Raw genomic sequence first — 24,638 nt, 5'->3', positions numbered from 1 at the left:
TATACTCTTAAAATATTATATGTAGTTATCTAAAATATATTGTGGTTTGAGGTATTCGGAAGGAAGAAGCGTTGTGTTTTTCGTTTTACAATCTGCATAAAGTGCTATATATACCGCATTTAATTGAATTTGTTCGTGCGCTCCTTCTGTATTGCCCACCAAGAAATGTGTTTCTTTTAATTGCCTTACCAGGTCTTTACTTATAATTGATATGTCGGAAATAACACCACTTTTATTGAATTTTTGAAAATAGTATTTTTCAACTCCTGCTTCTATGATAATCCCCATATTATCATGCAAAGTTTGATTGTTATTTTGATAAATATAAGCAATGGCTTCAAAATTCGAGACAGGTATCAATGGTGTCTTTAATGCAAAACAAAGCGCATTGGCAACAGATATACCAACTCTCAACCCTGTAAATCTGCCTGGCCCAGTGCTGACTGCTGTATATTGTAGGTCTTGGAATTTCAGTTCTGCCATCTCCATAGCTTCTTCTATGAGGATGTTCATAACCTCAGCTTGCTCATTGGGCTTTTCCCCATTTTTAACACACACCACTTTCCCATCCTGTATAATTGCAACAGAGGCGTATAAGTATGAAGTGTCCAATGCTAGTCCTATCATCTGTACCCAAAATAGCAATATTAGTGTCCCAACATAACCTCTATTGTGTCATTTTGCAACATTTCTAATTTCTATTATTACTAAAGGTTATGCTGTTGCATTTTACGCCACTTTAGATATTTTTTTATCATAAATTCTTTTTTTAGTTTTGAAAGTCGATCAACAAAAACTATTCCATTGGTATGATCTATTTCATGCTGAATGCATGAGGAGATGATGTTGTCTGATGCTTCAAGTAAATTTTCTACTCCGTTTAAATCCCAATATTTCACTTTTATCTTGTTAGGCCTTGCAATTTCTGGATAAATGTGTCCAAAAGAGAGGCAACCCTCTTGATATACCTTTGTGTCCTTTGAATGCTCAACAATCTCAGGGTTGATCAAAATCATAGGTCCTTCATTTAACCTAAGATAATCGTCTTCAACTTGTCCCTTGTTTGTTATGTCAATGGCTATGATTCTTTTTAAAACTCCGACTTGCACAGCGGCAAGACCTAGGCCATTGTGGTATTGCATCGTTGCAATCAGTTTTTGAGCAAAATCCCTTATTTCTTCATTTATATCAGTAACAAGATGCGAAACCTGATGCAACAATGGATTTGGCTCTAATACTAATGGTAAAATATTGTTACTACCCATATTAAACTTTTTTATTGTTATGTAGAATTAATTTGCTACTATTGGCTTATATGCCATATTGGATCATTTTTATGTTAGATTATCTACTATATTCAATGCCTGTGCTTTTGCTATTATATTTCTTAGGCATTAGAACAATAATAATGCTGCTGTCATTGGCGATAGTATATTTTTTTATAAGCATGTCAAGCGGTGATAAGTGGAGTTTAACTTTGCCAAACCTTAAAAATGTTAACCCGTCGAATATAATTGGCAATATTAAGAGCACCGTAAATTCATTCTCTATTAGCAAAAATGGCAGCATGGGTAAGTCTAATACCAGCAACAAACAAAACGGTGATACTAATAACAAAACTGGCAATTCCGATAACCTAAAAGATATTGCAAAAACGGTTGGTGCACTCATTAATAGCAATGAGAAGAAGGGAGTGTTGCCATAAGATAGATGAGATGCTAAAATGAATATAGCGAGCAACAAAGAAAATAGAAATATGAATACAGAGTGTAAAAAATGCAGTAGCAGTAAATACGTTAAGAATGGTAATATTAGGGGTATGCAAAGGTATAAATGCAAAGAGTGTGGATGTAATTTTACAAACACTAAATTAAGAGGCTGTTCGCCAGAGATGAAGGCTCTGGCAGTGTTATTGTACAGCATGGGAAAAAGTAGCTTTAGATGGCTAGGGAAATTATTTAAAGTAGCTCATACTAGCGTATATAAGTGGATAATACTGTATGCTAAAAAGATACCAAGACCAATAGTGCCGGAAGAATTGAGAGAAGTTGAAATAGATGAGATGTGGCATTTTGTAGATTCAAAAAAACAAATTATGGATATGGAAAGCCTATAGTAGGGAGCTCAAGAGAGTTGTTGCCTGGGTGGTTGGTAAGCGTAACGTTACAACCTTTAGAAAATTGTGGAAAATCATAAGTAGAGATAATTGCACTTATTACACAGACGATTGGTCTGTTTATTCAGAGGTTATACCTCGCCATCAACATGTTGTTGGCAAACAACATACACTCTCAATTGAGTCCAATAACTCAAACACAAGGCACAGAATTGCAAGAATGACCAGAAAAACAAAGGTAGTTTCAAAATCTGAAGAAGTTGTCGATCTTACGATTAAGCTCTGGGTACATTTTGAGGATAACAATAATTTCCTAAGTGAGCAGGGCAATTTTATATCTATCTTTGGCTAACACTCTGAATATCTTGTTAGGTGAGCGGACAGAACTAAAGTTCAAGATTCACAATATCTTGAGCTTCTTTCATACCATCGCCCGTACAAACTCCATCCGCAATGTTGTCATCATAATGCTCAGAGGTAGTTATCTTCTTCGCACACAATATGTTGTCATGATCCTTATGGCAAAATATATCAACATACCAGTCATAAGCCAGATTTATAGCATTTCCAGCAATATCTTGCGTTATCCTCGAAGTTGGTGTTAATAAACAGGTGGTAATCATCTCTAACGTTATTTTTAAACCGAAATCCAAAATAATAAGTGACGGCATCACGAGTACTTTTTTCTGTAAACCAATTTTAGCATTATATAACGCATGTAGCCTTTCGGTTAGAAGTGCATAGCTCCCACTTGTGCCAATGGCAAAATCAATATATTTATTTTCAATTGCAATATACGAGGACTTAAGAAAAGAAAAGATGCCAAATTTGGAGAGAAATTGCCCCGCTTGATCTGCGGCAGCAATCTTCATAATTCCTTCTACTGCAGCTTGGATAAGTAGTTCTGCATTAATGTTGTTCGCAGCAAATTCCATATAGTCTGTATCCGTTGCGTTTTGTTTTTGTCTTTCTCTTGAAGTTAAACCAAAAACACGTGTTACCGGCTCACATACATAATTAGATGTTCGACTAACACCCTCTAAGTGTCCAGAATCAGATTTGGTGTGGAAAGCGCTATACGCAGAGATTATCAAAGACTTACAAACAGTTTTTGTCAGGCTACCATATACACTTCCCTCATCATACTTTATTCCAGTGCCGCCTATTTCGTTAGCCTCCCACCAAGAAGCAATCGTAGAGGGTATTTTTGTCCAGTCTCTAACTACAGATTTTGCCACAGGGTTGCGTTCAGAAAGACTGTTCATCACGGGCTCAACTATAACATTAGCCGATGCCAATGGCCAAGACATTGTGAACAACTCATCTCGATTTGGAAGACGCTTTGACGCCCAGCTTATATCGTTGCCAATCTCTTTCCAAAAATCAGTACCGTAGTATCTATAAGCAAATAGCCGGTATAACAAACCATTTAACCACACAAACTCACTTTTGGGAGTGTTGCAAGATGGAATAAAGAAAGGTATAGTGGAGTGGATTACAGAATAAAGAAGAGAAAAATGTCATCAGCGCATCAAATAATAATGGTATGTTTGGATCAATTGGTTGGTAGTGAGCATCAATATCGCAAATTTAAGGAGCTGTTTAATTTTGGGGCAGCAGAGCAAGAGCTGAAGGGAATTGAATCTCCTGCTAATTATAAGGGATATGGTGTTTTACGTTTATTTAAATGCTTGTTGTTACAGTTTATGGAAGATTTGTCAGATCGTGAACTAGAAAGATATTTGAGTGACAGTGTTGCAGCCAAGTGGTTTTGTGATTTTGATTTAACCGAAGCCACACCTGATTATAGCGTTTTTAGTAGAATCCGCTCAAAGATAGGAACAAATTTGTTATCAAAAATCTTTGCCATTTTTAGAGATCAACTAAAATCTCAAGGATATATGAGCGAGGTATTTACTTTTGTTGATGCAAGTCACTTGATCTCCAAAGCTAATTTATGGGAAGAGCGGGATGAAGCCAGAAAACAAAAATATGAAAAACTTAACAACGAAGTCTTGCCTAAAGTCGCACATGATAAACAAGCCAAAATAGGGTGCAAGGGTGGTAGTAAATTTTGGTATGGCTATAAGAAAAACATGTAAGCGTAGATATTCAATCCGGAATGATCAACAAGGTTGCTATAACGCCTGCTAATGTTACCGATGCAAAGGGAGTTGCGCATGTTTTACCAAATAGTGGAGCAGTTTATGCTGACAAAGGGTATTGTGTTGCACCAGCAAAGAATGCAGCTAAAAGCAGAGGTATTCATTTTTGCGCCATCAAGAAAAACAATATGAAGCAAAAGAATTTTGACCTTGATCGATACTATACTTCCATAAGGGCTCCGTTTGAGAGGGTGTTTTCTCAAGATAATAAACGATTGCGATACATAGGAATTGCCAAAAATCAGTTTGCTGAATTTATGAATGCTATCTGCTTTAATTTAAAACGTTTAACGGTTCTTACTGCCTAAGCTCATAAAATCACGCTTCGCAGAATCAATAAAAAGCTAAAAATTACCATATCCCACCTCAAAGAAATCTTTTGAATTCTTGGGGAAACCAGTTTTTTGTTAATTTTTTTAGACCATGGTCCAAACTTCCTTAAATCAAACCATCACATTTATCCTTATTTTATCTTTCAACGCTCCCCTTTTATAATTTTGATATGCGGGATTCTAACACTGACTTCGCAATGTTTCAATACAAAACCCAACTTATTTTTTCGAAAGATAATTTTTGCTTGTCATTTGGTAAAAAAATTGTTACTAATGGCTACTAAACGTTTTATTTACAGAGCATACAATGTCAAGGAAATGTCAAATCGATGTAAACAAGGGAATTGTTGTGGGAAACAACGTTTCACACTCAAATCGTAAAACTAGAAGAAGGTTTTTGCCTAACATGCAGAGCTATTCGCTAAGAAGCGATATACTTGGCGCTTTTGTAAAGTTCAAAGCGACTCCGGGAAGCATAAGAACCATTGAACATAACTACGGTTTGGATGATTTTTTGTTAAGCACTTCAGATTCCAAACTTGCTTCTGAAGCGATAAAAATAAAGAAAAGAATTAAAAAAGTACTCGAAAAAAGGGAGCAAAACCAAGTAAACCTTGGTTGATATCAAGATTTACCTCTGATAGAACGGAAGGTGTCTGTTCAGAGGAACTGCCAAGTCCCTAGCTGTTTTGCATAATTTACGCCCATAAAACGTATCCTTGGTTTCTTACGGTTTGTAAAAATTCAGGGTTTTTGGGGTCTTTTTCTATTTTACTTCTTAGTCTTGTAATTTGAGTATCGATTGTTCTGATATTGACATGACATAATTGTTTCGCAATTTCTTCCCTATTCATAACAATACCTATGTTCTTAATAAAAATATACATCAAATCACGTTGATTGGTCGTTAATTGTATTTTGTTGCCGTTTTGCAATAGTTTTTTATTTTCCCAATCAAACTCATAATCGCCAAATTTCACCGTTTTCTCTATTAGCGAGGTGTTCTGGAATCTTGCTATTAATTTCTTCACCCTAACCAGCAATTCCTTTGGTTCGAATGGCTTGGCCATATAATCTTCAGCTCCACTTTCCAGGCCATTTATTCTGTCATCCACATCCCCAAGAGCAGTCAACATAATCACTGGGGTTTTAAGATTGTTCCTGCGCTTTAAAAACTCAACACCTGTCTCTCCCGGCATTAAAACATCCAATATAATTACATCAAACTGGAATGTATCAATTAATGCTTCTGCTGCTTTAGTGTCGGAAGCAACGCTCACTGCATATTCATGCCGTTGCAAATATTCCGATAAAAGCTCTCTGATTTCATCATCATCGTCAACAATTAGTATATGATACAACATCCTATTCGATCATTTTGGGAACCGTAAAAAAACCGTATTTGCTTTTGGGAGCATTTTTAAAAATATCTTCCCTACTGTTTTCTTTAATGATCAAGTCTTCTCTTAGTCTAAGATCATCATCGAGAGTGTTTAGCAAAGGTTCAACCCCATCGGTTTTCACTTCTTTTAGCTTGTCGAATAAGTCAATTATGTTATTCAGATCTTTTTGGTATTGAGCCAGATCATCCTCAACAAAAGACAGGCTTGCCAGTTGCATTATCTTCTTTACTTCAGCTCTATTATTGTCCATTATATGCTCTAGATTTCATTGCATAATACACTTTTACTACATGATATGCGAAAGTAAAGCTGATTTTTTAAAAACCCTTAAAGAACTAAAAATTTTTAAAGTTTTGGGGATCGATTTTGGTGCAAGAAAATCAGGTTTAGCTATATACAATTCTGAAATCAGATTAGCTATACCAACTGAGGTGTTTGAAGATATAGAGAAGAATTTAGAAGTATTGTTAACCTTAATTAAAGAGATGGACATTAATGGGATAATTATAGGCCTTCCGTTGAAGTTTGACGGTAGCATCGCAGCGAATGCAAAGCATATTGTGAAGTTTGCCGAAACATTAGCGACAAAAGCTCATATCCCAACCATTCTGAGTGATGAAAGGTGCACAACTGCTCTTGCAAACACTTTGTTAAAAGAGAGCAACATCAAACGAAAGAAAAGAAACCAAATAGACGATATTGTTGCTGCTTGCATTCTGTTGGAAAATTTTTTTCAAAACACATAACTTCAAAAATTGGCCTCAAAATATGTCCGAATTCGCATAAAGTCAGAGTACTATTGTACGTTCTCCATGCTCATCAATCGTATTCCTGACTCTTTTTAAAGTTATTTGTCGTCTATACTCCGATAACTTGAAAAATTGGCGTCAAAATACTTCGGACTTCGCATTTCGTCACGTACTTTTGTACGCTCCTCATGCTCATCAATCGTATTCCTCGCTCTTTTCCAAGTTCTCTGTTGTCTATAAATTTCATCAACTCTTGATTTACGAGAGGTGTATACATTCTACCAACGTTTATTATCAGAGGTGCATAGTGTCGAATTTTAAGAAATAAATGCATAAATTTTGTTCATTAAGAAAAAAATATATATACTTTTGCTTTAAAATCTATACAATAATGCAATTTAAAATATTGAGGTTTGTAAAAAGCATTTATGATAGACATTTATAAGTATCTTCCGGTAAGAAAAGAAGAATTCTCTAAATTTATAGTAATATCTCTGATGATGGTCCTTATCGTCTTTGTATACAGCATACAAAGGATTACTAAGGATACAATTGTTGTTTCGTATATGGGTGCTGAGCTTATTAGTACAATAAAACTATATGGTGTGTTGCCCGCTGCCATTTTGTTCACTTTAATTTATACGAAATTGTCTAGTGTGTTAAATAAAACCATTATTTTTCATCTTTTTAACTTGCTTTTTATTGGTTACTTTGTGCTATTTAGTTTTGTAATCTTTCCTAATATTCAAGATTTTCATATCGACCTAAGTGCTGTTTCAAGTCAATTCCCAGTATTCAGATATCTATTCGTGATGTTTGAAGATTGGGCTTATTCACTTTACTATATATATGCTGAGTTATGGGGAAGTCTTATGTTGGCATTGATGTTTTGGCAAATTGCAAACCAAGTGTTTAAAATAGAAGAAGCGAAAAGGTTATACCCATTGTTTGGTTTGGTTGCCCAAATTGGTATGTTAATGGCAGGCCAATTAACAAAGATATTTACTAACCAAAGTTATACAGTAAATGGTTGGCAAGATTCTTTGATCTATATCAACTCATCGGTCGCTATAGGAGGTGTTGTATTGTCTTTGTTATTCTGGATTTTATCAAATGTGTTGGTGTCAAACGAAGTTATAAATGCAGAGACTAAAAAAAGTAAGAAAAAAATCGGATTTTTGGAAGGGCTGAAATATGTATTCACTTCAAAATACATTGGGTTGATAGCTCTTTTAATCCTGTGCTATGGGTTTTCAATCAATCTGGTTGAGGGAGTTTGGAAAGCTCAAGCCAGAATGGTTTACCCAAATCCTCAGGATTATGCTGGTTTTATGGGTGTTTTGCAAACTTATACTGGATTGGTCTGCATGGCTGCTATGCTTACTGGTTCTTACATTATGCGGATTATATCTTGGAGAACGGCAGCGTTACTAACCCCAATGATTATAGTTATTACCGGGATTATATTCTTCGTCTTTTCAATATACCAGGTTGAAATTATGCAGTTACTTCCGTTCCTTACATTAGTCCCAATAGTGGTTGCAGTATATGCTGGCTTGATTCAGAACATTCTAAGTAAAGCGACAAAATATGCATTTTTTGATGCAACAAAAGAAATGGCATATATTCCTCTTGACGAAGCTTTGAAGTCAAAAGGTAAAGCTGCGGCAGATGTCATTGGAAGTAGGGTTGGTAAATCCAGTGGTGCGGTTATTCAATGGGTTATGCTTTCTGCAATCCCTGGAGCAACACTGGTAAATCTGTCACCAATTTTCTTTGGGGTGTTTTTAGTTATTATGGTTGTGTGGTTTGTTGCTGTATTTATGCTGGCTAAAGAGTTCAACAAAATCACCAACTAACAAAAAATTTTACAGCGAAATGCTATGAAAATTCAGCTTGATATGGGGCAGCGATTTAACCCATATCAAGCTGTTGTCCAATTATATTTCGCCAATGTAAGACCACTGATACCGTCTTGAAAGTCAACAAGAAAAAAGAAAAAATAAAGAAGATAGAGCGAACTTTGGATGATTTAGTAGAAAAGTATAGCTGAATTGGAAATATACCAACTGAATAAAAAAAGAGAAGTAATTATATACTCCGCTAACTTTAAAAATTGGCCTCAAAATATTTCGGACTTCGCATTTCATCACGTACAAATAGTACGCTCCTCATGCTCATCGCTTGTATTCCTATCTCTTTTCCAAGTTCTCTATCGGGGAGTGTTTTAAAAGGGATAGGAAAGAAGAAAAGAATGTGATATAAGGAGAGGGAAGGAAAAAAAAGAAAGGGAAAAATGGAGAAAATAGAATGTAAATATTGCAAAGGGAAAGGGGTATCAAAAAATGGATATGCAAGGAAAAAGCAGAGATACAAATGTAAGAGTTGTAATAAAAACTTTACAGAAGGAGATGGTAGGAAGAATTGGAAATATGGTAATAAAGAGAGGAGCATGGTGATAAAGATGTATCTAAATAACTGCGGAATTAGGAGGATAGCTCACATATTAAATATCCCGTTAAGTACAGTATTTTATTGGATCAAACAAGCAGGGAAAGTAGTAGATGAGATGGTGACGAATCAAAAGATAGAGGGAGATAAGAGGCGTATAGAGATATTAGAGATGGATGAGCTATATACATACGTCAAAAAAAAGAGAATAAAACAAGAATATGGACTGCTGTCGATAGGGACAGATTCAAAACTGTTGCGTTTAAAGTAGGTTCAGGTGATAAAGAAAATTACGTAGATTTAGCTCGTGAGCTAGGAGAAAAATACCAAATTCGTTATATGTGTACAGATGGGTATGAGGTCTATTGTCATTATAAAATTGCTCAAATACATCTGCAGACAAAGTCTGAAACTTGTTTGGTTGAGAGCTTCAATTCCTCCTTAAGGGATATGCTTGCTAGATTAAATCGCAAGACTAAACGCTTTAGCAAGTGTTCTGAAATGCTAAGATTATCCCTTGTTTTATTTTTTAACAAAGCTTTAGCTCTTTCTATCTATTTATGAACACTCCCCTCTATCGCCTATAAATTTGCTAACTCTTAGTTTACGAGAGGTATATATATGACTATGACTAACCCAATTTTCTCTTTTATGATTTCGCCATTCAGTGTTACGTAGTAGCTTTTGATTATTTTTGCTTGACTAATATGATTTATGTCATAACTATAATATTTTATTATAAAATCAAAAATTATAAGCTGATTATGCATTATTTGAAATCTACCATAAAAGCCGAACCACTTATTTGGAGATGGTATGCATGGCCACAACTATTGCCTCCAGTAAATGCTGGATGCAATATTATCGAAAGGCATCTAAAAAGGGGAGTGTTGCCATAAGATAGATAAGATGCTAAAATGAATATAGCGAGCAACAAAGAAAATAGAAATATGAATACAGAGTGTAAAAAATGCAGTAGCAGTAAATACGTTAAGAATGGTAATATTAGGGGTATGCAAAGGTATAAATGCAAAGAGTGTGGATGTAATTTTACAAGCACTAAATTAAGAGGCTGTTCGCCAGAGATGAAGGCTCTGGCAGTGTTATTGTACAGCATGGGAAAAAGTAGCTTTAGATGGCTAGGGAAATTATTTAAAGTAGCTCATACTAGCGTATATAAGTGGATAATACTGTATGCTAAAAAGATACCAAGACCAATAGTGCCGGAAGAATTGAGAGAAGTTGAAATAGATGAGATGTGGCATTTTGTAGATTCAAAAAAAAACAAATTATGGATATGGAAAGCCTATAGTAGGGAGCTCAAGAGAGTTGTTGCCTGGGTGGTTGGTAAGCGTAACGTTACAACCTTTAGAAAATTGTGGAAAATCATAAGTAGAGATAATTGCAGTTATTACACAGACGATTGGTCTGTTTATTCAGAGGTTATACCTCGCCATCAACATGTTGTTGGCAAACAACATACACTCTCAATTGAGTCCAATAACTCAAACACAAGGCACAGAATTGCAAGAATGACCAGAAAAACAAAGGTAGTTTCAAAATCTGAAGAAGTTGTCGATCTTACGATTAAGCTCTGGGTACATTTTGAGGATAACAATAATTTCCTAAGTGAGCAGGGCAATTTTATATCTATCTTTGGCTAACACTCTGCTAAAAATAATGAAGTCATATGTACAAAATCCAAAAATTCATGCATATGCCGTAAAAGATCCTAAAATGATAGGGGACCATTTATCGACTTAGAAAGGGAGAAAACTAATGAAATAAAGGCGCTTATAGAAGAAACTAAAGAAAACTGCAAAACATTAATCGCTTTAGGTGATTCTATAAAAGAGCTAGACAAGATGTTATTAAACGAGGCTAAGGGCAGTTCTTTGGAATCCTTTTATGAGCGCGTCCCTGATATGCTTAAGGGATTTGTGGAGCTTGTGTATGATTTAAATAATCATCCTTCTATACGTCTTATGGAATCTTTGATATACAGGTTTTATTACACCGATAATCATCAAGAGATAGCTCTTAGCAAGATTGATGGAGATTTTCGAAAATTTGTCTTTAGCACACCAAGAGTCCGCCAGGATGATGAAATCTATTTACAAATTCCCTTCTCTGATCAAAGATGGGACGTATTTTTTAAGCATCGACAATACCCATGTGAACTGCAAGATTTGATCAAGTTATTAGATATTACAGATCATCAGGCTCCTCTGTTTGAATCGTTTTTCACAACAGATATTCCCAAACAAAATGATGATAGGAATTATCAGGGAGATGGGGTTAGAATTAGATATTTCGGTCATGCCTGCGTTTTAGTTGAGACAGCTTCTACCTCAATTCTTTTTGATCCCGTTATTAGTTATGCTGTGGAAAACAACATCCCCAGATATAGCTTCGATGATCTGCCAGACTCTATAGACTACGTGGTCATTACGCATAGTCATTTAGATCACGTAATGTTTGAAACTTTATTACAATTAAGGCATAAGGTTCGAAATATAGTTTTTCCAAGCAATCAAAAGGGAACGTTAGCAGATCCCTCACTAAAACTAATTTTAAAGCATGTCGGCTTTGGTTCTTTATTAGAAATGGATGAATTAGAGACTATAAAGTTTACAGATGGAGAAATTTTAACCATACCTTTTTTGGGCGAACACTGTGATTTGAATATTCGAACAAAGCTATCTTATTGCGTGAATATACGTGGCAAAAGATTATTGTTTGCCGCTGATTCCAACAACCTAGCTGAGAATTTATACGATCATATTTTTAATATTACTGGTCCTATAGAAATGCTTTTTATAGGCATGGAGTGTGAGGGTGCACCATTAACATGGGTGTATGGAGCATTACTCACAAACCAACTAAGCAGAGAATTTGACCGTAGCAGAACTTTATGTGGGTCTAATTGCAGCAAAGCATGGTCTATTATACAAAAGTTAAAATGCAAACAAGTCTATGTTTACGCAATGGGCCAAGAACCATGGTTAAATCACGTAATGGGTCTTAATTATTCGCCTGATTCTCCGCAGATAATAGAATCAGATAATCTTATTTCGATGTGCCGCAAAAACGATATAGAAAGTGAACGTCTTTTTGGCAAGAAAGAATGGCTAATTAATATATAAGAGTACTCTATGAACAAAAGTATGGTTCAGCAAGATATGCAAATTTTGTTTGACTATGGAAAACCAAAATGTTATTTGGCTAATAGTGGGTGGTAAGAATGTATTTAAATAAGAAGAGTAGGCTTATTGCACTTATACATATATTTTCGGGGGAGTGATTATGAAACCTACTATCGGTATTATCGGGGGGTGCGGCCCCTTAGCTACAGTGGATATCGAGTATAAAATTTTAAAGGCGACTAAGTATTTACTGCCTCTTGTCGACCAAGATTATTTTAATCTATTAACATATAATTACACTCAATTTCATGATAGAAACGATGCTATCAATACAGGCAGTCAGGAAGAAATACTTATCAATGACTATTTGCGTTGCGCTAAGTCTTTAGCTGCCGTTGGCATTGATATACTGTTGATAGCGTGTCAAACGGCTCACACATATTTGCATAAAATACAAGAAGTCATAAATATACCGATTGTGGATATTGTCTATGAAACTACTCTTCACATCAGCAGTCTTTTTCCCAAGATTTCAAAAGTGGGAATACTTTCCACTGAGGCAACTCAAAAAAAGCAGCTGTATCAGACTGCTTTAAATCATTATGGTATTGAGGCTATTTCTGTTCCACCAGCTCTTCAAAAGAAGCTTATGCAGGCTATCTATGTTATGAAGACTGGAATCAGTTTAGCGGCAGAACCTATGGAATTAAATAATCAGCATTTTGGTTCAATTAGTGAAGAAAAACGTTACAAGATAAAGAAACATCCATATAGAAACATTTTGTTAAATAAAAGCGGGAGTGTTGCCATAAGATAGATGAGATGCTAAAATGAATATAGCGAGCAACAAAGAAAATAGAAATATGAATACAGAGTGTAAAAAATGCAGTAGCAGTAAATACGTTAAGAATGGTAATATTAGGGGTATGCAAAGGTATAAATGCAAAGAGTGTGGATGTAATTTTACAAGCACTAAATTAAGAGGCTGTTCGCCAGAGATGAAGGCTCTGGCAGTGTTATTGTACAGCATGGGGAAAAGTAGCTTTAGATGACTAGGGAAATTATTTAAAGTAGCTCATACTAGCGTATATAAGTGGATAATACTGTATGCTAAAAAGATACCAAGACCAACAGTGCCGGAAGAATTGAGAGAAGTTGAAATAGATGAGATGTGGCATTTTGTAGATTCAAAAAAACAAATTATGGATATGGAAAGCCTATAGTAGGGAGCTCAAGAGAGTTGTTGCCTGGGTGGTTGGTAAGCGTAACGTTACAACCTTTAGAAAATTGTGGAAAATCATAAGTAGAGATAATTGCAGTTATTACACAGACGATTGGTCTGTTTATTCAGAGGTTATACCTCGCCATCAACATGTTGTTGGCAAACAACATACACTCTCAATTGAGTCCAATAACTCAAACACAAGGCACAGAATTGCAAGAATGACCAGAAAAACAAAGGTAGTTTCAAAATCTGAAGAAGTTGTCGATCTTACGATTAAGCTCTGGGTACATTTTGAGGATAACAATAATTTCCTAAGTGAGCAGGGCAATTTTATATCTATCTTTGGCTAACACTCTGATAAAAGCTTACCTAATCCAATTTTGATTATTAAAGAAGCAGTTCATTATTTAATTGACAGTGGGTGTAATAATGTCATATTAGGGTGTACTGAGCTACCCTTAGCGTTGCCGTATATCGATATGACGGATGTGAGCTTAATTGACCCAAATACTATAATAGCGCAATCAGCAGTACGTTTGGCGGGCAAATTAGAACAAGAAAAACTAAAGCATGCAATGTAATAAATTTAGAGGTAACTAACTATGTGTGGAATATCTGGTATTGTAGGACAAGATGCAAATGCAACTTTTCTCAAAAAGTTGCTCGAACCAATATCTCATAGGGGGGAAGTCAAATACCGTGACGAAACATTGGTTTTATCTGGGGTTGCAGTAGGAGCTCATCGTTTAGCAATTGTGGGTGAGCCAACTGGCAAACAACCAAAGCAATCCCAAGATCAAAAAATATGTAGTGTCTTTAATGGGGAAATTTATAACCATGCAGAATTGAGGCAAGAATTAACCAAGTCTGGCCCATTTTTGTCTTTATGTGATAGCGAGGTTGTGTTACGGTCATACTCAGAATGGGGAGAAAATTTCGTACAATACCTTGACGGAAAATATGCGATTGCTATTTATGACGATGAAAAAAAAGCGTTGATAATGGTTAGAGATCCAATGGGTGTGAAGCCGTTGTACTATGCAAAATACAAAGATAGTTGGATATTTTCTTCTGAAGCTAAGTCTTTAACTAGTATACAAGACGAGCACTTAGAGATTCATGAGCTAGAGCCTGGAACTATTTGGATAAATGGTATAACTACAAGATATTTCACTCCCCCCCACTTTTGCCAAGGTCAGTCATCTGACTTGCCTACATCTGCTTATATCCCAGAATTAAGTGATTATTTGACGCAAGCAGTAAAAAAAAGAATACCAGAAGAAGCTTCAAGTGTTGCTTGTTTACTTAGTGGGGGGATTGACAGCTCTATCATTACATATTTGGCAAGTAAAATACATCCAAGAGTAGTGGCATATACTCTGGCAGCGCATAACACACCTTCGTCTGATTTGCAAGCAGCTCAAATCCTATGCGATAGACTTAAAATAGAGCACATTATTGTATCACCTCCTATTAAGGAAATGCAGGACTTTTATTTACAAAAAGGGGTGTATATGACGGAATCATTTGAACCCGTTTTGGTACGCAATGCCGTTAGTTACAACTTCGTATGCCGCAAAATTGTTGAAGACGGATTCAAATATTGCCTTTGTGGAGAAGGAGCAGACGAATTATTTGGAGGATATGATTTCGTCAGGGAAGTAGATGTATCTGATCAAGATAAGATAATATGGCATTCTTTATCAATCATTCACAAAACATATCTTCATATGGCAGACAGAGCCTCTATGTATACAACATTAGAAGCCAGAGTTCCATATATGGATAAAAACCTAGTGTCTTTCTGTTTGTCATTGCCACCTAAAGCACGAATTAATGGAGATATTAACAAAGCAATTCTCAGAGAATTATTTCAAGACGAATTGCCTGAAAGCATTACTAGCAGAAGAAAGTCTGGGATGAATGAAGGAGCTGGTTTTGGGATAAACTCATCCAAAGAATCTATCTACCATAATGCGGTCAAAGACTACTATGAACAAAATCCACGTGCTTATGATGAAGACATGGCTTTGTGCCAAAAGAAGGCTTCGCACGTCTCTGTAGATTGGTCATCAATAGAAGAGATATATAATCTTGCACAATTTATAAAACTTGGTTTTATAAAACAGAGTGTTAGCCAAAGATAGATATAAAATTGCCCTGCTCACTTAGGAAATTATTGTTATCCTCAAAATGTACCCAGAGCTTAATCGTAAGATCGACAACTTCTTCAGATTTTGAAACTACCTTTGTTTTTCTGGTCATTCTTGCAATTCTGTGCCTTGTGTTTGAGTTATTGGACTCAATTGAGAGTGTATGTTGTTTGCCAACAACATGTTGATGGCGAGGTATAACCTCTGAATAAACAGACCAATCGTCTGTGTAATAACTGCAATTATCTCTACTTATGATTTTCCACAATTTTCTAAAGGTTGTAACGTTACGCTTACCAACCACCCAGGCAACAACTCTCTTGAGCTCCCTACTATAGGCTTTCCATATCCATAATTTGTTTTTTTTGAATCTACAAAATGCCACATCTCATCTGTTTCAACTTCTCTCAATTCTTCCGGCACTGTTGGTCTTGGTATCTTTTTAGCATACAGTATTATCCACTTATATACGCTAGTATGAGCTACTTTAAATAATTTCCCTAGCCATCTAAAGCTACTTTTCCCCATGCTGTACAATAACACTGCCAGAGCCTTCATCTCTGGCGAACAGCCTCTTAATTTAGTGCTTGTAAAATTACATCCACACTCTTTGCATTTATACCTTTGCATACCCCTAATATTACCATTCTTAACGTATTTACTGCTACTGCATTTTTTACACTCTGTATTCATATCTCTATTTTCTTTGTTGCTCGCTATATTCATTTTAGCATCTTATCTATCTTATGGCAACACTCCCTTATAAAAATTAAAAATAGTACTGAGAGACTGCAATTGAACACAAAGTTACGTGAAGAGTTCTTAGTGAACTAATACTCGCAGTATACTTCTAAAAGTTCCATATCGTATAGTTCAGCTTGTTAGTGGTGAAATAGCTCTTGTAAGCTATATGCCCTATATAATTTTCGTCTGATTTAACCAAACGTATTTGCCATACTTGTCCGTTGCCATCGATAAATTGATTTTTTGCGCCAATCAATAAACGATTTACTTCTATATTAAGCCCAGTCCCTATACCCTTAATGATGGCTTCTTTTTTCGTCCACAACTCGTAAAACCTATCTATTGAATCACTTTTATGGATATAAAGTCTTTCCTCTTCAGTGAAGATCAATTTTGCCATCTCCTGATAGTCAGGCAATTCCTTTTTATACTCTATGTCCCCCCCAATATCTTGATTATAAAAGCCTATTAATGCTTTTTGAAACGTATGTGATAAACTAAATTTCATAGATTGATAAGAAATACTAGGCTTGCCATTACTTCCGTATTCATAGCATATTTCCTTTGGATATAGACCAGTATACTCAGATATCAATAGCCGCATTGCCACATGAGATATTACATAAGTGGTATAATCGTGAACGAACTTAAACTCATTCAATTGCTTAAGCTCCAAATCAGAAAGTATCCATATATATTTTTTTGCCTCCAGTAGATAGTGTCGTCATGAGATTTGTGGTATAATATGAAAGAAAAGATAAATCAGGAGTAAAAATGGATTTAGGGCTACATAGGCATGATATAACAGATAATATGTGGGATTTGATAAAGGATCATTTGCCAGGAAGGGAGGGTACGTGGGGAGGTTTGGCACATAATAACAGAAGATTCATTAACGCAGTATTTTGGATATTAAGAACAGGTTCTCCCTGGAGAGATTTGCCTTCAGAATATGGAGGATGGAAAAATACACATAAAAGATTTTGCAGATGGAGAGACAAAAGGATATGGGAGGCTTTATTGGAGATATTTGTGAAAGAACCTGATATGGAATGGTTAATGATAGACGCAAGTCATAGTAAAGTGCATCCACATGCTTCAGGTGCAAAAGGCGGCAATCAAGATATGAGTCGTACAAAAGGGGGCTCAATACAAAGATTCACCTTGCCGTGGATTCACATGGTATGCCACTCAAAGTTATTATCACAAAAGGCTCAGAAGCTGATTGCAAGCAGGCTGTTAATCTTATTGAAGAGATGAAAGCTGAGTACTTACTAGCCGACAGAGGGTACGATGCTAATTACATAATTGACCATGCCCAAGAATTGGGCATGAGAGTTGTTATTCCTCCTAAAAAGAACAGAATCACCCAGAGAAAATACGATAAAGATTTATACAAAATAAGGCATATTGTAGAAAACACCTTTCTTCATCTTAAAAGATGGAGGGGAATTGCAACCAGATATGCTAAAAATTCAGCTTCTTTCCTTGCCGCAATTCAGATTAGATGTTTATCTCTTTGGCTTAAAATCTCATGACGACATTATCTAGCATTTCAGAACACTTGCTAAAGCGTTTAGTCTTGCGATTTAATCTAGCAAGCATATCCCTTAAGGAGGAATTGAAGCTCTCAACCAAACAAGTTTCAGACTTTGTCTGCAGATGTATTTGAGCAATTTTATAATGACAATAGACCTCATACCCATCTGTACACATATAACGAATTTGGTATTTTTCTCCTAGCTCACGAGCTAAATCTACGTAATTTTCTTTATCACCTGAACCTACTTTAAACGCAACAGTTTTGAATCTGTCCCTATCGACAGCAGTCCATATTCTTGTTTTATTCTCTTTTTTTTGACGTATGTATATAGCTCATCCATCTCTAATATCTCTATACGCCTCTTATCTCCCTCTATCTTTTGATTCGTCACCATCTCATCTACTACTTTCCCTGCTTGTTTGATCCAATAAAATACTGTACTTAACGGGATATTTAATATGTGAGCTATCCTCCTAATTCCGCAGTTATTTAGATACATCTTTATCACCATGCTCCTCTCTTTATTACCATATTTCCAATTCTTCCTACCATCTCCTTCTGTAAAGTTTTTATTACAACTCTTACATTTGTATCTCTGCTTTTTCCTTGCATATCCATTTTTTGATACCCCTTTCCCTTTGCAATATTTACATTCTATTTTCTCCATTTTTCCCTTTCTTTTTTTTCCTTCCCTCTCCTTATATCACATTCTTTTCTTCTTTCCTATCCTTTTTAAAACACTCCCAATTTACTACCACCTTTGCAGCCTATCTTAGCCTGTTTATCCCTCGCAACCTTGGGCAAGTTTCATTGTTAAGCTTTTCATACTTCTTTTTTCTAGCGGCATCACGCTCCTCCCAAAGGCTCGCTTTTGAGATCAAATGAGTGGCATCAACAAATGTGAATACCTCGCCCATATACCCTTTGGAGCGCAACTGATCTCTAAATGCCGCAAATATTCTTGATAATAAATTGGTCCCTAATTTCTTGCGTATCTTACTAAAAACGCTTAGTCAGGTGTGCGCTCTGTCAAATCAAAATCACAAAACCACTCAGCGGCATTGCTATCTCCCAAATATCTTTCAAGCTCACGGTCAGACATATCCTCCATAAACTGCAAAAGTAGACATTTAAACAGACGAAGAATTCCATATCCTTTGTAATTATTCTCTTTTTCCACTGCCACCAACTCCATTTCCACCGCTTCAAAATCAAATAGCTCTTTGTATTTTCTATACTGATGATTCTCATTCACCAATTGCTCTAAGCTCACCATATTTAGTTGCTTTGACATCCCTTTACTATGCTTTTTCTTTCTCCTCCTTCTTACCAAATGCTCTCTTAGATTTCAACACTCCCTTTACAAAAAAAGCCCAAGAAAAAGCGTGTGCTGCAGAAACTTTGTATAAAGAAAAGAAGTTTTCCACTAGAAAGCTCGCAGCTCATTTAGGAATATCAAGAGCTACTCTTTATTCTTATTTAAAGTTTAGAAACGTTCCTATTGGCCTAGAAAATAAGTCATCTAAAAGTTAATTGACGACACCGTCAAGTTAATTTATCTTTCTAGTTATAGTTGCCAGAACAGCTTTATATATCATTCAACCTATCTGCTTCTGGGCTTTTAATAATTCAAAACTTGACGGTGCCCAGAGCCGCCCCACCCAGACCTTTACTAATGCTTAGCTAATTCTTCAGGTTGTTGATCTCGTCAATACTAAGTCCTGTAGACTGAGATATGATCTCAGCAGAAATATTATGAGATAACATGTTTTTTGCTATCTCATAATTTCTTTCTATTTTACCCTTTTTAATACCTTCCTCTCTACCTTCCTCTCTACCTTTTTCGATACCCTTTTCGATACCCCTAAGCTCAGCTTGTTCTGCAAGGCCCTCAAGATAAGCTTCTCTAGCTTTATTATCTCTAGCAATCTTCTCTGAAGCTTCATAGGCACGTAGCTCATCTTTTGTCCAGTGATGTGCTTCTAGCTCATGGTATGCTTTTGTAATTACCTCGTCACTGTTTTTGATTAATTCACCCATATCATCAGGATCATTTGCATACTTGAAAAAGTAACACCATTTATCTTCAAAGCTCTTTAATTCCTCTATCCTTTTATTAAACTTTTTGAGCTCTATGAATGTAAATGAGAAGTCTTTTAGATCTCTTTCATATGTCTTTTTATCCAATGTGTAATGGACTGATTTATACCCCTTCTTCTTTGGAAACATTTCATATTCTGTTATCGCTAAGAATATTACTTCCTTAAGATGATCATAATTATACCCCTCTTCAGCTTGAGATGAATATGCTTTTGCTGCGTAGTATTGAGCTCTTTTCTCAAATCCACCAACTTTTGCTACCTGCATCTCTACTATGTACTGTGTTCCATCCTCTTCTTCGCATAAAACATCAACTACACTCTGTTTCTTTCCTATAAGTTCAGGATGTTGCATTGGATTGAGTAGTCTTACTTTTGTAATTTCTTTCTTCCCTTCTCTTTCTATTACATCGTTTAAGAAATGCATCAAAATATCCTTGTTCTTTTCAGTTCCAAAGATCTTCTTAAATGCTATGTCATTTCTTGGGTTTAAGTATTTTACTATCGTCATAAGAGCCTACTTATATCATCACAATATTACTAGATTCTTCCTTTTTTTGCTACACAAATTAACCAACTATTAGAGTAATCCAGATATTGATCTAACTAGTCCTTTTACCAACTCAGGTTGCGCCTCAGTAAATTTTCCATTTACTTTTTCAGAGTGTTAGCCAAAGATAGATATAAAATTGCCCTGCTCACTTAGGAAATTATTGTTATCCTCAAAATGTACCCAGAGCTTAATCGTAAGATCGACAACTTCTTCAGATTTTGAAACTACCTTTGTTTTTCTGGTCATTCTTGCAATTCTGTGCCTTGTGTTTGAGTTATTGGACTCAATTGAGAGTGTATGTTGTTTGCCAACAACATGTTGATGGCGAGGTATAACCTCTGAATAAACAGACCAATCGTCTGTGTAATAACTGCAATTATCTCTACTTATGATTTTCCACAATTTTCTAAAGGTTGTAACGTTACGCTTACCAACCACCCAGGCAACAACTCTCTTGAGCTCCCTACTATAGGCTTTCCATATCCATAATTTGTTTTTTTTGAATCTACAAAATGCCACATCTCATCTATTTCAACTTCTCTCAATTCTTCCGGCACTGTTGGTCTTGGTATCTTTTTAGCATACAGTATTATCCACTTATATACGCTAGTATGAGCTACTTTAAATAATTTCCCTAGCCATCTAAAGCTACTTTTCCCCATGCTGTACAATAACACTGCCAGAGCCTTCATCTCTGGCGAACAGCCTCTTAATTTAGTGCTTGTAAAATTACATCCACACTCTTTGCATTTATACCTTTGCATACCCCTAATATTACCATTCTTAACGTATTTACTGCTACTGCATTTTTTACACTCTGTATTCATATCTCTATTTTCTTTGTTGCTCGCTATATTCATTTTAGCATCTTATCTATCTTATGGCAACACTCCCTACTTTTGTTGATGCAAGTCACTTGATCTCCAAAGCTAATTTATGGGAAGAGCGGGATGAAGCCAGAAAACAAAAATATGAAAAACTTAACAACGAAGTCTTGCCTAAAGTCGCACATGATAAACAAGCCAAAATAGGGTGCAAGGGTGGTAGTAAATTTTGGTATGGCTATAAGAAAAACATGTAAGCGTAGATATTCAATCCGGAATGATCAACAAGGTTGCTATAACGCCTGCTAATGTTACCGATGCAAAGGGAGTTGCGCATGTTTTACCAAATAGTGGAGCAGTTTATGCTGACAAAGGGTATTGTGTTGCACCAGCAAAGAATGCAGCTAAAAGCAGAGGTATTCATTTTTGCGCCATCAAGAAAAACAATATGAAGCAAAAGAATTTTGACCTTGATCGATACTATACTTCCATAAGGGCTCCGTTTGAGAGGGTGTTTTCTCAAGATAATAAACGATTGCGATACATAGGAATTGCCAAAAATCAGTTTGCTGAATTTATGAATGCTATCTGCTTTAATTTAAAACGTTTAACGGTTCTTACTGCCTAAGCTCATAAAATCACGCTTCGCAGAATCAATAAAAAGCTAAAAATTACCATATCCCACCTCAAAGAAATCTTTTGAATTCTTGGGGAAACCAGTTTTTTGTTAATTTTTTTAGACCATGGTCCAAACTTCCTTAGATAGTGTCGTCATGAGATTTGTGATATAATATGAAAGAAAAGATAAATCAGGAGTAAAAATGGATTTAGGGCTACATAGGCATGATATAACAGATAATATGTGGGATTTGATAAAGGATCATTTACCAGGAAGGGAAGGTACGTGGGGAGGTTTGGCACATAATAACAGAAGATTCATTAACGCAGTATTTTGGATATTAAGAACAGGTTCTCCCTGGAGAGATTTGCCTTCAGAATATGGAGGATGGAAAAATACACATAAAAGATTTTGCAGATGGAGAGACAAAAGGATATGGGAGGCTTTATTGGAGATATTTGTGAAAGAACCTGATATGGAATGGTTAATGATAGACGCAAGTCATAGTAAAGTGCATCCACATGCTTCAGGTGCAAAAGGCGGCAATCAAGATATGAGTCGTACAAAAGGGGGCTCAATACAAAGATTCACCTTGCCTTGGATTCACATGGTATGCCACTCAAAGTTATTATCACAAAAGGCTCAGAAGCTGATTGCAAGCAGGCTGTTAATCTTATTGAAGAGATGAAAGCTGAGTACTTACTAGCCGACAGAGGGTACGATGTTAATTACATAATTGACCATGCCCAAGAATTGGGCATGAGAGTTGTTATTCCTCCTAAAAAGAACAGAATCACCCAGAGAAAATACGATAAAGATTTATACAAAATAAGGCATATTGTAGAAAACACCTTTCTTCATCTTAAAAGATGGAGGGGAATTGCAACCAGATATGCTAAAAATTCAGCTTCTTTTCTTGCCGCAATTCAGATTAGATGCTTATCTCTTTGGCTTAAAATCTCATGACGACATTATCTAACGTAGTATTAACCAATAAAATATATAAGCAAGATATACAAAGCATCATTGATACAACGTTTGCTAACAAAATGGTTAGTATATTGGCGATCGACCACAACGAAACGTTAGAAAAATTGAGAGAACAACCTCATGCAAATCCTAGAAACATTGGATTAAGGGCGAATTTAGCATATGTTATATACACATCAGGTACAACTGGCAATCCTAAGGGAGTTATGATTGATCATAGCGCATATATAACGACTATCAAATATGGGAGCGTTGAAAGATAAAATAAGGATAAATGTGATGGTTTGATTTAAGGAAGTTTGGACCATGGTCTAAAAAAATTAACAAAAAACTGGTTTCCCCAAGAATTCAAAAGATTTCTTTGAGGTGGGATATGGTAATTTTTAGCTTTTTATTGATTCTGCGAAGCGTGATTTTATGAGCTTAGGCAGTAAGAACCGTTAAACGTTTTAAATTAAAGCAGATAGCATTCATAAATTCAGCAAACTGATTTTTGGCAATTCCTATGTATCGCAATCGTTTATTATCTTGAGAAAACACCCTCTCAAACGGAGCCCTTATGGAAGTATAGTATCGATCAAGGTCAAAATTCTTTTGCTTCATATTGTTTTTCTTGATGGCGCAAAAATGAATACCTCTGCTTTTAGCTGCATTCTTTGCTGGTGCAACACAATACCCTTTGTCAGCATAAACTGCTCCACTATTTGGTAAAACATGCGCAACTCCCTTTGCATCGGTAACATTAGCAGGCGTTATAGCAACCTTGTTGATCATTCCGGATTGAATATCTACGCTTACATGTTTTTCTTATAGCCATACCAAAATTTACTACCACCCTTGCACCCTATTTTGGCTTGTTTATCATGTGCGACTTTAGGCAAGACTTCGTTGTTAAGTTTTTCATATTTTTGTTTTCTGGCTTCATCCCGCTCTTCCCATAAATTAGCTTTGGAGATCAAGTGACTTGCATCAACAAAAGTAAATACCTCGCTCATATATCCTTGAGATTTTAGTTGATCTCTAAAAATGGCAAAGATTTTTGATAACAAATTTGTTCCTATCTTTGAGCGGATTCTACTAAAAACGCTATAATCAGGTGTGGCTTCGGTTAAATCAAAATCACAAAACCACTTGGCTGCAACACTGTCACTCAAATATCTTTCTAGTTCACGATCTGACAAATCTTCCATAAACTGTAACAACAAGCATTTAAATAAACGTAAAACACCATATCCCTTATAATTAGCAGGAGATTCAATTCCCTTCAGCTCTTGCTCTGCTGCCCCAAAATTAAACAGCTCCTTAAATTTGCGATATTGATGCTCACTACCAACCAATTGATCCAAACATACCATTATTATTTGATGCGCTGATGACATTTTTCTCTTCTTTATTCTGTAATCCACTCCACTATACCTTTCTTTATTCCATCTTGCAACACTCCCATGAGATGTACCGTTTAGTTTGGCAGATAATAATAGCCAGTAAAGACATCATAAAATAGCTGAAATGGTAGTAAATTAGCT

Annotated in this window: 40 protein-coding genes; 24 read left to right on the top strand and 16 right to left on the bottom strand. The window is 35.8% G+C overall.

Annotated features, from left to right (window positions below; all coding sequences use genetic code 11):
* Positions 1–15: 15 nt before the first annotated feature.
* Positions 16–627, bottom strand: coding sequence for a tRNA (adenosine(37)-N6)-threonylcarbamoyltransferase complex dimerization subunit type 1 TsaB (gene tsaB, locus Bandiella_RS03310; protein WP_323733350.1), 612 nt, complete (start codon positions 625–627; stop codon positions 16–18).
* Between the two features lie 80 nt (positions 628–707).
* Positions 708–1,265 carry a peptide deformylase gene (def, locus tag Bandiella_RS03305; RefSeq protein WP_323733349.1) on the bottom strand — a complete coding sequence of 186 codons (558 nt, stop codon included), beginning with the start codon at positions 1,263–1,265 and terminating at the stop codon, positions 708–710.
* Between the two features lie 71 nt (positions 1,266–1,336).
* Here def and Bandiella_RS03300 point away from each other — a divergent pair, with 71 nt between their 5' ends.
* The 3 genes from Bandiella_RS03300 to Bandiella_RS03290 are packed head-to-tail and all read left to right on the top strand — an operon-like array spanning position 1,337 to position 2,468.
* Complete coding sequence (locus Bandiella_RS03300) at positions 1,337–1,705, top strand: hypothetical protein (RefSeq protein ID WP_323733348.1); 369 nt, start codon at positions 1,337–1,339, stop codon at positions 1,703–1,705.
* An 18-nt stretch (positions 1,706–1,723) separates the two neighbouring features.
* Positions 1,724–2,116: a transposase-like zinc-binding domain-containing protein gene (locus Bandiella_RS03295; RefSeq protein ID WP_323732635.1), complete on the top strand. Its 393-nt coding sequence runs from the start codon at positions 1,724–1,726 to the stop codon at positions 2,114–2,116.
* Positions 2,079–2,468 (top strand): IS1 family transposase, encoded by a 390-nt coding sequence (locus Bandiella_RS03290; protein WP_323733395.1) that lies wholly within the window; start codon positions 2,079–2,081, stop codon positions 2,466–2,468. The genes Bandiella_RS03295 and Bandiella_RS03290 overlap by 38 nt, the downstream gene beginning before the upstream one ends.
* Positions 2,469–2,502: 34 nt before the next feature.
* Here Bandiella_RS03290 and Bandiella_RS03285 read toward each other — a convergent pair whose 3' ends face one another.
* Positions 2,503–3,555, bottom strand: a complete 1,053-nt coding sequence (locus Bandiella_RS03285; protein ID WP_323733347.1) for a hypothetical protein — start codon at positions 3,553–3,555, stop codon at positions 2,503–2,505.
* A 51-nt stretch (positions 3,556–3,606) separates the two neighbouring features.
* On the opposite strand from Bandiella_RS03285, the gene Bandiella_RS03280 reads away from it, so the two are divergent.
* The 3 genes from Bandiella_RS03280 (at position 3,607) to rpmB (ending at position 5,235) form a co-directional block, all read left to right on the top strand.
* Entirely contained in the window at positions 3,607–4,218 is a 612-nt protein-coding gene (locus Bandiella_RS03280; RefSeq protein WP_323732577.1) for a transposase, read from the top strand.
* A 20-nt stretch (positions 4,219–4,238) separates the two neighbouring features.
* Positions 4,239–4,589, top strand: coding sequence for a transposase (locus tag Bandiella_RS03275; protein ID WP_323732514.1), 351 nt, complete (start codon positions 4,239–4,241; stop codon positions 4,587–4,589).
* A 331-nt stretch (positions 4,590–4,920) separates the two neighbouring features.
* Positions 4,921–5,235, top strand: coding sequence for a 50S ribosomal protein L28 (gene rpmB / locus Bandiella_RS03270; RefSeq protein WP_323733346.1), 315 nt, complete (start codon positions 4,921–4,923; stop codon positions 5,233–5,235).
* Between the two features lie 76 nt (positions 5,236–5,311).
* On the opposite strand, the gene Bandiella_RS03265 is transcribed toward rpmB, so the two are convergent.
* Complete coding sequence (locus Bandiella_RS03265; protein ID WP_323733345.1) at positions 5,312–5,977, bottom strand: response regulator transcription factor; 666 nt, start codon at positions 5,975–5,977, stop codon at positions 5,312–5,314.
* A 1-nt stretch (position 5,978) separates the two neighbouring features.
* Positions 5,979–6,266 carry an Asp-tRNA(Asn)/Glu-tRNA(Gln) amidotransferase subunit GatC gene (gene gatC, locus Bandiella_RS03260; protein ID WP_323733344.1) on the bottom strand — a complete coding sequence of 96 codons (288 nt, stop codon included), beginning with the start codon at positions 6,264–6,266 and terminating at the stop codon, positions 5,979–5,981.
* A gap of 40 nt (positions 6,267–6,306) precedes the next feature.
* Here gatC and ruvX point away from each other — a divergent pair, with 40 nt between their 5' ends.
* The 13 genes from ruvX to Bandiella_RS03210 all read left to right on the top strand — a co-directional run bounded on the left by ruvX (position 6,307) and on the right by Bandiella_RS03210 (position 15,734).
* On the top strand, positions 6,307–6,762 hold the full coding sequence (gene ruvX, locus Bandiella_RS03255; protein WP_323733343.1) for a Holliday junction resolvase RuvX: 456 nt from the start codon (positions 6,307–6,309) through the stop codon (positions 6,760–6,762).
* Positions 6,763–7,193: 431 nt separating this feature from the next.
* The gene (locus Bandiella_RS03250; RefSeq protein WP_323733342.1) at positions 7,194–8,624 is read left to right on the top strand and encodes an Npt1/Npt2 family nucleotide transporter; all 1,431 of its coding nucleotides are present in this window, start codon (positions 7,194–7,196) and stop codon (positions 8,622–8,624) included.
* Between the two features lie 437 nt (positions 8,625–9,061).
* A complete protein-coding gene (locus Bandiella_RS03245) occupies positions 9,062–9,487 on the top strand; it encodes an IS1/IS1595 family N-terminal zinc-binding domain-containing protein (RefSeq protein ID WP_323732659.1) in 426 nt (141 codons plus the stop codon).
* Entirely contained in the window at positions 9,400–9,780 is a 381-nt protein-coding gene (locus Bandiella_RS07510; RefSeq protein ID WP_407651267.1) for an IS1 family transposase, read from the top strand. The genes Bandiella_RS03245 and Bandiella_RS07510 overlap by 88 nt, the downstream gene beginning before the upstream one ends.
* A 143-nt stretch (positions 9,781–9,923) precedes the next feature.
* Entirely contained in the window at positions 9,924–10,115 is a 192-nt protein-coding gene (locus tag Bandiella_RS07505) for a hypothetical protein (protein ID WP_407651265.1), read from the top strand.
* An 18-nt stretch (positions 10,116–10,133) separates the two neighbouring features.
* On the top strand, positions 10,134–10,880 hold the full coding sequence (locus Bandiella_RS03240) for an IS1 family transposase (RefSeq protein ID WP_323733090.1): 747 nt from the start codon (positions 10,134–10,136) through the stop codon (positions 10,878–10,880).
* A 16-nt stretch (positions 10,881–10,896) separates the two neighbouring features.
* Positions 10,897–10,980, top strand: a complete 84-nt coding sequence (locus Bandiella_RS07500) for a hypothetical protein (RefSeq protein ID WP_407651276.1) — start codon at positions 10,897–10,899, stop codon at positions 10,978–10,980.
* Complete coding sequence (locus Bandiella_RS03235; protein WP_323733394.1) at positions 10,971–12,362, top strand: MBL fold metallo-hydrolase; 1,392 nt, start codon at positions 10,971–10,973, stop codon at positions 12,360–12,362. The genes Bandiella_RS07500 and Bandiella_RS03235 overlap by 10 nt, the downstream gene beginning before the upstream one ends.
* Positions 12,363–12,522: 160 nt before the next feature.
* Entirely contained in the window at positions 12,523–13,179 is a 657-nt protein-coding gene (locus Bandiella_RS03230) for an aspartate/glutamate racemase family protein (RefSeq protein WP_323733393.1), read from the top strand.
* 13 nt (positions 13,180–13,192) lie between these two features.
* Positions 13,193–13,414: a transposase-like zinc-binding domain-containing protein gene (locus tag Bandiella_RS03225; protein WP_323733325.1), complete on the top strand. Its 222-nt coding sequence runs from the start codon at positions 13,193–13,195 to the stop codon at positions 13,412–13,414.
* Positions 13,415–13,547: 133 nt separating this feature from the next.
* Positions 13,548–13,937 carry an IS1 family transposase gene (locus Bandiella_RS03220; protein ID WP_323733392.1) on the top strand — a complete coding sequence of 130 codons (390 nt, stop codon included), beginning with the start codon at positions 13,548–13,550 and terminating at the stop codon, positions 13,935–13,937.
* Between the two features lie 30 nt (positions 13,938–13,967).
* Entirely contained in the window at positions 13,968–14,168 is a 201-nt protein-coding gene (locus Bandiella_RS03215; RefSeq protein WP_323733341.1) for an aspartate/glutamate racemase family protein, read from the top strand.
* Positions 14,169–14,189: 21 nt separating this feature from the next.
* Positions 14,190–15,734 carry an asparagine synthetase B family protein gene (locus Bandiella_RS03210; protein ID WP_323733340.1) on the top strand — a complete coding sequence of 515 codons (1,545 nt, stop codon included), beginning with the start codon at positions 14,190–14,192 and terminating at the stop codon, positions 15,732–15,734.
* Here the strand turns inward: Bandiella_RS03210 and Bandiella_RS03205 are convergent.
* From Bandiella_RS03205 to Bandiella_RS03195, 3 genes are all read right to left on the bottom strand, one after another.
* Complete coding sequence (locus tag Bandiella_RS03205) at positions 15,721–16,089, bottom strand: IS1 family transposase (protein WP_323733367.1); 369 nt, start codon at positions 16,087–16,089, stop codon at positions 15,721–15,723. The genes Bandiella_RS03210 and Bandiella_RS03205 overlap by 14 nt on opposite strands.
* Positions 15,993–16,466, bottom strand: a complete 474-nt coding sequence (locus Bandiella_RS03200) for an IS1/IS1595 family N-terminal zinc-binding domain-containing protein (RefSeq protein WP_323733242.1) — start codon at positions 16,464–16,466, stop codon at positions 15,993–15,995. The genes Bandiella_RS03205 and Bandiella_RS03200 overlap by 97 nt, the downstream gene beginning before the upstream one ends.
* 124 nt (positions 16,467–16,590) lie before the next feature.
* Positions 16,591–17,160, bottom strand: coding sequence for a 4'-phosphopantetheinyl transferase family protein (locus Bandiella_RS03195; protein WP_323733339.1), 570 nt, complete (start codon positions 17,158–17,160; stop codon positions 16,591–16,593).
* A gap of 98 nt (positions 17,161–17,258) precedes the next feature.
* Here Bandiella_RS03195 and Bandiella_RS03190 point away from each other — a divergent pair.
* Positions 17,259–18,022, top strand: a protein-coding gene (locus tag Bandiella_RS03190) for an IS5 family transposase (protein ID WP_323733338.1) whose coding sequence is annotated in 2 segments (ribosomal slippage) — positions 17,259–17,631 and positions 17,631–18,022 — 765 coding nt in all. Because the reading frame shifts where the segments join, the coding sequence is not laid out codon by codon here.
* Here Bandiella_RS03190 and Bandiella_RS07495 read toward each other — a convergent pair.
* The 6 genes from Bandiella_RS07495 to Bandiella_RS03165 form a co-directional block, all read right to left on the bottom strand.
* Positions 18,009–18,320, bottom strand: coding sequence for an IS1 family transposase (locus Bandiella_RS07495; RefSeq protein WP_407651275.1), 312 nt, complete (start codon positions 18,318–18,320; stop codon positions 18,009–18,011). The genes Bandiella_RS03190 and Bandiella_RS07495 overlap by 14 nt on opposite strands.
* A complete protein-coding gene (locus tag Bandiella_RS03185) occupies positions 18,269–18,694 on the bottom strand; it encodes an IS1/IS1595 family N-terminal zinc-binding domain-containing protein (protein ID WP_323732659.1) in 426 nt (141 codons plus the stop codon). The genes Bandiella_RS07495 and Bandiella_RS03185 overlap by 52 nt, the downstream gene beginning before the upstream one ends.
* 342 nt (positions 18,695–19,036) lie before the next feature.
* Entirely contained in the window at positions 19,037–19,321 is a 285-nt protein-coding gene (locus tag Bandiella_RS03180) for a transposase (protein ID WP_323733337.1), read from the bottom strand.
* 389 nt (positions 19,322–19,710) lie between these two features.
* Entirely contained in the window at positions 19,711–20,637 is a 927-nt protein-coding gene (locus tag Bandiella_RS03175; protein ID WP_323733336.1) for an Rpn family recombination-promoting nuclease/putative transposase, read from the bottom strand.
* 156 nt (positions 20,638–20,793) lie between these two features.
* Positions 20,794–21,162 (bottom strand): IS1 family transposase, encoded by a 369-nt coding sequence (locus Bandiella_RS03170; RefSeq protein WP_323733367.1) that lies wholly within the window; start codon positions 21,160–21,162, stop codon positions 20,794–20,796.
* Entirely contained in the window at positions 21,066–21,539 is a 474-nt protein-coding gene (locus Bandiella_RS03165; protein ID WP_323732851.1) for an IS1/IS1595 family N-terminal zinc-binding domain-containing protein, read from the bottom strand. Before Bandiella_RS03165 ends, Bandiella_RS03170 begins: the two co-directional genes overlap by 97 nt.
* A gap of 20 nt (positions 21,540–21,559) precedes the next feature.
* On the opposite strand from Bandiella_RS03165, the gene Bandiella_RS03160 reads away from it, so the two are divergent.
* From Bandiella_RS03160 to Bandiella_RS03145, 4 genes are all read left to right on the top strand, one after another.
* Positions 21,560–21,760 (top strand): hypothetical protein, encoded by a 201-nt coding sequence (locus Bandiella_RS03160; protein WP_323733282.1) that lies wholly within the window; start codon positions 21,560–21,562, stop codon positions 21,758–21,760.
* A 20-nt stretch (positions 21,761–21,780) separates the two neighbouring features.
* Positions 21,781–22,131 carry a transposase gene (locus Bandiella_RS03155; protein WP_323732514.1) on the top strand — a complete coding sequence of 117 codons (351 nt, stop codon included), beginning with the start codon at positions 21,781–21,783 and terminating at the stop codon, positions 22,129–22,131.
* 193 nt (positions 22,132–22,324) lie between these two features.
* A protein-coding gene (locus Bandiella_RS03150; protein WP_323732808.1) for an IS5 family transposase occupies positions 22,325–23,088 on the top strand; the annotation gives its coding sequence in 2 pieces (ribosomal slippage) (positions 22,325–22,697 and positions 22,697–23,088; 765 coding nt in all).
* A complete protein-coding gene (locus Bandiella_RS03145) occupies positions 23,085–23,375 on the top strand; it encodes an AMP-binding protein (protein ID WP_323733335.1) in 291 nt (96 codons plus the stop codon). The genes Bandiella_RS03150 and Bandiella_RS03145 overlap by 4 nt, the downstream gene beginning before the upstream one ends.
* 160 nt (positions 23,376–23,535) lie before the next feature.
* On the opposite strand, the gene Bandiella_RS03140 is transcribed toward Bandiella_RS03145, so the two are convergent.
* On the bottom strand, positions 23,536–23,886 hold the full coding sequence (locus Bandiella_RS03140; RefSeq protein ID WP_323732514.1) for a transposase: 351 nt from the start codon (positions 23,884–23,886) through the stop codon (positions 23,536–23,538).
* A 20-nt stretch (positions 23,887–23,906) separates the two neighbouring features.
* Entirely contained in the window at positions 23,907–24,518 is a 612-nt protein-coding gene (locus Bandiella_RS03135) for a transposase (protein WP_323732577.1), read from the bottom strand.
* Between the last annotated feature and the right edge of the window lie 120 nt (positions 24,519–24,638).

Origin of the sequence: Candidatus Bandiella woodruffii, from assembly GCF_034359465.1 — a bacterium.
Lineage (GTDB): Bacteria > Pseudomonadota > Alphaproteobacteria > Rickettsiales > Midichloriaceae > NDG2.
The sequence above is the reverse complement of the archived record's forward strand: the minus strand, read 5'-3'. Positions and strand labels throughout refer to the sequence as shown.

What these genes read in the sequence shown, in the direction of transcription:
- Bandiella_RS03175 (WP_323733336.1), bottom strand. Translation starts at nt 20,637, where the DNA reads ATGACGATAGTAAAATACTTAAACCCAAGAAATGACATAGCATTTAAG.
- Bandiella_RS03165 (WP_323732851.1), bottom strand. Translation starts at nt 21,539, where the DNA reads ATGAATATAGCGAGCAACAAAGAAAATAGAGATATGAATACAGAGTGT.
- Bandiella_RS03300 (WP_323733348.1), top strand. Translation starts at nt 1,337, where the DNA reads ATGTTAGATTATCTACTATATTCAATGCCTGTGCTTTTGCTATTATAT.
- Bandiella_RS03155 (WP_323732514.1), top strand. Translation starts at nt 21,781, where the DNA reads ATGATCAACAAGGTTGCTATAACGCCTGCTAATGTTACCGATGCAAAG.
- Bandiella_RS03245 (WP_323732659.1), top strand. Translation starts at nt 9,062, where the DNA reads ATGGAGAAAATAGAATGTAAATATTGCAAAGGGAAAGGGGTATCAAAA.
- Bandiella_RS03180 (WP_323733337.1), bottom strand. Translation starts at nt 19,321, where the DNA reads ATGTCAAAGCAACTAAATATGGTGAGCTTAGAGCAATTGGTGAATGAG.
- Bandiella_RS03250 (WP_323733342.1), top strand. Translation starts at nt 7,194, where the DNA reads ATGATAGACATTTATAAGTATCTTCCGGTAAGAAAAGAAGAATTCTCT.
- Bandiella_RS03265 (WP_323733345.1), bottom strand. Translation starts at nt 5,977, where the DNA reads ATGTTGTATCATATACTAATTGTTGACGATGATGATGAAATCAGAGAG.
- tsaB (WP_323733350.1), bottom strand. Translation starts at nt 627, where the DNA reads ATGATAGGACTAGCATTGGACACTTCATACTTATACGCCTCTGTTGCA.
- Bandiella_RS03140 (WP_323732514.1), bottom strand. Translation starts at nt 23,886, where the DNA reads ATGATCAACAAGGTTGCTATAACGCCTGCTAATGTTACCGATGCAAAG.
- Bandiella_RS03230 (WP_323733393.1), top strand. Translation starts at nt 12,523, where the DNA reads ATGAAACCTACTATCGGTATTATCGGGGGGTGCGGCCCCTTAGCTACA.
- Bandiella_RS07500 (WP_407651276.1), top strand. Translation starts at nt 10,897, where the DNA reads ATGAAGTCATATGTACAAAATCCAAAAATTCATGCATATGCCGTAAAA.
- Bandiella_RS03225 (WP_323733325.1), top strand. Translation starts at nt 13,193, where the DNA reads ATGAATATAGCGAGCAACAAAGAAAATAGAAATATGAATACAGAGTGT.
- Bandiella_RS03275 (WP_323732514.1), top strand. Translation starts at nt 4,239, where the DNA reads ATGATCAACAAGGTTGCTATAACGCCTGCTAATGTTACCGATGCAAAG.
- Bandiella_RS03160 (WP_323733282.1), top strand. Translation starts at nt 21,560, where the DNA reads ATGGCAACACTCCCTACTTTTGTTGATGCAAGTCACTTGATCTCCAAA.
- Bandiella_RS03240 (WP_323733090.1), top strand. Translation starts at nt 10,134, where the DNA reads ATGAATATAGCGAGCAACAAAGAAAATAGAAATATGAATACAGAGTGT.
- Bandiella_RS03210 (WP_323733340.1), top strand. Translation starts at nt 14,190, where the DNA reads ATGTGTGGAATATCTGGTATTGTAGGACAAGATGCAAATGCAACTTTT.
- Bandiella_RS03295 (WP_323732635.1), top strand. Translation starts at nt 1,724, where the DNA reads ATGAATATAGCGAGCAACAAAGAAAATAGAAATATGAATACAGAGTGT.
- Bandiella_RS03145 (WP_323733335.1), top strand. Translation starts at nt 23,085, where the DNA reads ATGACGACATTATCTAACGTAGTATTAACCAATAAAATATATAAGCAA.
- gatC (WP_323733344.1), bottom strand. Translation starts at nt 6,266, where the DNA reads ATGGACAATAATAGAGCTGAAGTAAAGAAGATAATGCAACTGGCAAGC.
- rpmB (WP_323733346.1), top strand. Translation starts at nt 4,921, where the DNA reads ATGTCAAGGAAATGTCAAATCGATGTAAACAAGGGAATTGTTGTGGGA.
- Bandiella_RS07505 (WP_407651265.1), top strand. Translation starts at nt 9,924, where the DNA reads ATGATTTATGTCATAACTATAATATTTTATTATAAAATCAAAAATTAT.
- Bandiella_RS03200 (WP_323733242.1), bottom strand. Translation starts at nt 16,466, where the DNA reads ATGAATATAGCGAGCAACAAAGAAAATAGAGATATGAATACAGAGTGT.
- ruvX (WP_323733343.1), top strand. Translation starts at nt 6,307, where the DNA reads ATGATATGCGAAAGTAAAGCTGATTTTTTAAAAACCCTTAAAGAACTA.
- def (WP_323733349.1), bottom strand. Translation starts at nt 1,265, where the DNA reads ATGGGTAGTAACAATATTTTACCATTAGTATTAGAGCCAAATCCATTG.
- Bandiella_RS03185 (WP_323732659.1), bottom strand. Translation starts at nt 18,694, where the DNA reads ATGGAGAAAATAGAATGTAAATATTGCAAAGGGAAAGGGGTATCAAAA.